The sequence below is a fragment of the Microcystis sp. M53603_WE2 genome (assembly GCF_030065435.1).
The window spans coordinates 1-3,966 of the sequence record NZ_JASJFF010000372.1; the positions used below are offsets into that span (position 1 = coordinate 1).

Sequence of the window (3,966 nt, forward strand, 5' to 3'; positions counted from 1 at the left end):
TATGATATGATCGCCACCCGTTCACCCCATCTACTGCCCACCGGTTATCGGGAAGCTTATCACAATAATTTTGGCACGGGAACTAATCAAGAAGAACGCAATCCTTTATTTATTTTTGCCGCTTATATTGCTCACTTAAGACAGAATCATATAGCCCTTAAACAGCACCGCTATGGCGATATGGTTCTCGATGCGGGTAATGATGTCACCTATTTATTTAAAAAAACCGATGGGGTTAGCGATTTAACTGCCCATGATCGCTCTATTTGGTTTTTAATTGATGGTAGTGCCGTCGGCGATCACGATTTTTTGGTGTTAATTAATATGTATCATCTGCCGGTGGATTTTCGCCTTCCCTCCCCAGGCAATAATTATCGTTGGGTAAGACTTATTGACACGGCAGCTTGGGCAGAAACCAATTATAATTGTTGGTCTGTGGAGCAAGGAGCAGTAATTGCCGATCGCTATAAAGTCAATGGTTTTTCGATCGTGGTTCTCGAGGAGATTAACTGAATTTTTGGCAATAGGGAAATATAAACCCCAGCTGCATCTTATGTTTTACAACCCGCACTTAGCCCAAAATTGCCGTTAAATGTCTAAAACTAAAAGTAGTGTTATTATCCTAACCGTAATTTGTATTATCGCCACGGCGATGGGAGTTTATCTAATCGGTGGTATCGACTCCCAACAATTACAGATCTGGTTAAAACAAATGGGAATTATGGCCCCCATTTTGTATATTATTCTCTATACGATCGGGACAATTTTAATCCTGCCTTCTACCCCCTTAAACCTCAGTGGTGGGGCGATCTTTGGAGTAGTTATGGGAACAGTTTGGACAACGATCGCCGCTTTGGTGGCCGCTATAGTTGCCTTTGCTTTTACCCGTACTATCGGCCGGGAATATACCGCCAAAAAATTTCAGGGAAAATGGCAAGCGATCGATGCAGAAATGCAGCAAGGCGGCCTATTTTATATGTTTGCTATCCGTCTATTACCGATTATTCCCTACGGTATCGTTAACTTTGTTGCGGGATTAACTTCTATCCGTTTTCGCGATTATTTCATCGGTACTTTATTAGGCACTGTCCCCGGAATTTTACCCTTTGTCATGATGGGTGCTGGTTTAAAATCTTTAGGAAAAGGCGATATATTGCCCCTAATGGTGGCTTTTACCCTCATTGCTCTGTTAGTAGCTGTGGGAACTTGGTATCGTCGTCGTCGGCAATTTCCCTTTCAGTGATCAGTGATCAGTTATCAGTTATCAGATTGGAGTTTTAAGTAGATAGTGTTAAGTGAAAACTTTGGCACTTTATTTTCACTGATCACCGGTTACTGGTTACTGTTCACCGATCACTGATCACTGATTCAAGCCTGACAACGATAAAATTAAGTTAGATTAGGAATATCCCGACTGAATCCCCATTGCTAAGGAGATAGCGTATCGATGCCTGCCGCAGATTATAAAGATTATTATGCCGTTCTGGGAGTAGGTAAAACTGCCAGCGCCGAAGAAATTAAAAAAGCTTTTCGCAAATTAGCCGTCAAATATCACCCCGATCGCAATCCTAACGATAAAAGCGCCGAAGAACGTTTTAAAGAAATTAGTGAAGCTTACGAAGTCCTCTCCGATAGCGAAAAACGCCAAAAATACGATCAATTTGGACAATATTGGCAACAGGCCGGGCGATCAAATTGGCCGGGTGGTAATGGGGGGGTTGACTTTGGTTCCGACGGTTTTGACTTTAGCCAGTACAACACCTTTGATGATTTTATCAATGAACTGCTCGGTCGCATGGGGCGCTCCGGCGGTACTCGCCCCCGTTCCCATTCCTACGGGACTCCGGGGGGAGGATTTGGCGATTTTAGCAATTTTAACGACTTTGCCGGTGCTCGTACTGCACCGCAATCCGTCACTTCTGGTATCTCCACCGCTAAACTGCGTCTGAGTTTTGGGGAAGCTTTACGAGGAGTACAAAAACGGGTTAATTTAGCCGGAGAAATGATCGATATCAAAATCCCCCCAGGAACCAAAACCGGTAATCGTCTCCGGGTACGGGGTAAAGGACTAATCGATCCCTTGAGCAAACAACGGGGAGATCTATTTCTCGATGTGGAATTAGAACCCCATCCTTTCTTTACTTTTGAAGGCGATAATTTAACCTGTGAAGTCCCGATTACTCCCGATGAGGCGGTTTTAGGCACAGCAATTGAAGTTCCTACCCCCGATGGCCTGGTGACGGTAAAAATTCCCGCCGGTATTCGTTCCGGTCAATCCCTGCGCTTACGCGGCAAAGGTTGGATCGACAATAAAGGACAACGCGGCGATCAATTAGTCAAAATTGTCATCGATACTCCCAAAGAATTAACCGCGATCGAACGGGAATTATACGAGAAAATTAAATCTCAGCGTACCACCGATCCCCGTCGTCATCTCAGACAGGTGCAAATTTAGTCCCTAGATCTTAATAGTGAGGTACGAAGCAAAAGGTAGGGTGCGTTAGACGGCAAAAATTGCTGCTTTGAATTGAAGGTAACAATCCGTCGTAACGCACCACCTATCATCAACTAAGTAGTAAAACGTAGGGTGCGTTAGACGGCAAAAATTGCTGCTTTGAATTGAAGGTAACAATCCGTCGTAACGCACCACCTATCATCAACTAAGTAGCCGGTTACTATCCTTAGATTAGCTGAATCTCCCCCAATCCCTTTACTGTTGCCTCTTGCCTTGAGAAGCTGATCACTGTTTACTGTCTCTGGAGTTTATCCTTGGCTAGAATTTAACCTTACTAGCCAACCAATTAGTGATTAATTTGGGGCTATTTTTCTTCACCCAATAGAGAGCATAAATTCTGAAGATAGGCTTAGAAAAACGAGCGATCGCTTTCATAATAAAATTTAAGTGACGACTATGAAACTTTTTATTAATTAAATTTAACGAACCCACATCGTAAAGACAGTCGATGATAATTCTAAAAGTCGTTTCCTCTCTTTGGAATAAACTATCTATTAACAATAGCACTTCCTGAATCCGTTGCTGTTTAAGCTGTTCCTCTTCGGAAACAGCCGAGAGAATCTGCTGCTGCTTAGATAATTTACTATCCGATGGGGTTAACATGATATGGTAAGGAAAAAATTAACTTGTTTTGATTTTATCCCTATTTGCCGATTTTGCAAGACCAACCCCCCCATCTATCCCCGTTTTTACAATAACACGGATATTTCCTCTCCCATGCCGTCTTGACTGTGATTGCTGTGATTGTGTCATGGACTGTGATTGATTAAGAAAAATAGGGCAGAATAAAATTATGAAAGCTAAAATGAGGGCTGAATCATGAATGATCCCTTAACCACAAGTTTACTTTAGCAGTACAGGAATTTACCACTGAAGCAATCTCTAAAATCCCTATATTGTGGGAAAAAATCAAAATCCGATCAATAAGTTAACCCTCATTACCCCGATTTTATCTATGGAACCGATAACAGTGGCGACAATTGTTGCTTTGGTATTTCAGACTACTGTAGAAAAATTTACTGAAGCTGCTCTAGAAAAAATTAATACTTTGCGGCAAATTATCTGGAATAAACTTAAAGCTAATCCTAAGGCTGAAAAAGCTTTACAAGCTGCTGAAAAAGGGTCAAAAACTGATCTAGAAAAAGTAGCAGATTATTTAAAGGTTGCCATGAATGATGAAGCAGATTTTGCCGAACAAGTCAAGGGTTTAGCAACAGAAATTCAATCCTTGAAAATTCAGGATAATAGTAGTATGAACCAGGCTAATTCTGGAGGTCAAAATTTCCAGAATCAGGGTGAGGTTGGTGAAGTTTATCAAGCAGCAACTATAAACATCAATAAAACCTGACTGGAGCCGCCTGTTAAGGAACAGGTTAAACAACATCCTCACAATTTATCTAATAGTAATATCCCTAAATTTGTTGGTAGGGATCAGGAATTAATTGACTTAA

The 3,966-nt window shown here is 41.7% G+C and carries 4 protein-coding genes and 1 pseudogene; 4 read left to right on the plus strand and 1 reads right to left on the minus strand.

The genetic code is table 11. The features are described 5' to 3' along the window. From PX481_RS07930 to PX481_RS07940, 3 genes and pseudogenes are all read left to right on the plus strand, one after another. Positions 1–513 (plus strand): annotated as a pseudogene (locus PX481_RS07930) (glycogen debranching protein); the annotation flags it as partial. Positions 514–592: 79 nt separating this feature from the next. Continuing rightward, positions 593–1,243, plus strand: a complete 651-nt coding sequence (locus PX481_RS07935) for a TVP38/TMEM64 family protein (RefSeq protein ID WP_288094251.1) — start codon at positions 593–595, stop codon at positions 1,241–1,243. 204 nt (positions 1,244–1,447) lie between these two features. Further along, on the plus strand, positions 1,448–2,455 hold the full coding sequence (locus PX481_RS07940; protein ID WP_288094253.1) for a DnaJ C-terminal domain-containing protein: 1,008 nt from the start codon (positions 1,448–1,450) through the stop codon (positions 2,453–2,455). Between the two features lie 318 nt (positions 2,456–2,773). Here PX481_RS07940 and PX481_RS07945 read toward each other — a convergent pair whose 3' ends face one another. Further along, entirely contained in the window at positions 2,774–3,118 is a 345-nt protein-coding gene (locus tag PX481_RS07945; protein WP_002738818.1) for a hypothetical protein, read from the minus strand. 352 nt (positions 3,119–3,470) lie between these two features. On the opposite strand from PX481_RS07945, the gene PX481_RS07950 reads away from it, so the two are divergent. Beyond that, positions 3,471–3,863: a hypothetical protein gene (locus PX481_RS07950; RefSeq protein WP_288094255.1), complete on the plus strand. Its 393-nt coding sequence runs from the start codon at positions 3,471–3,473 to the stop codon at positions 3,861–3,863. Positions 3,864–3,966: the final 103 nt, after the last annotated feature.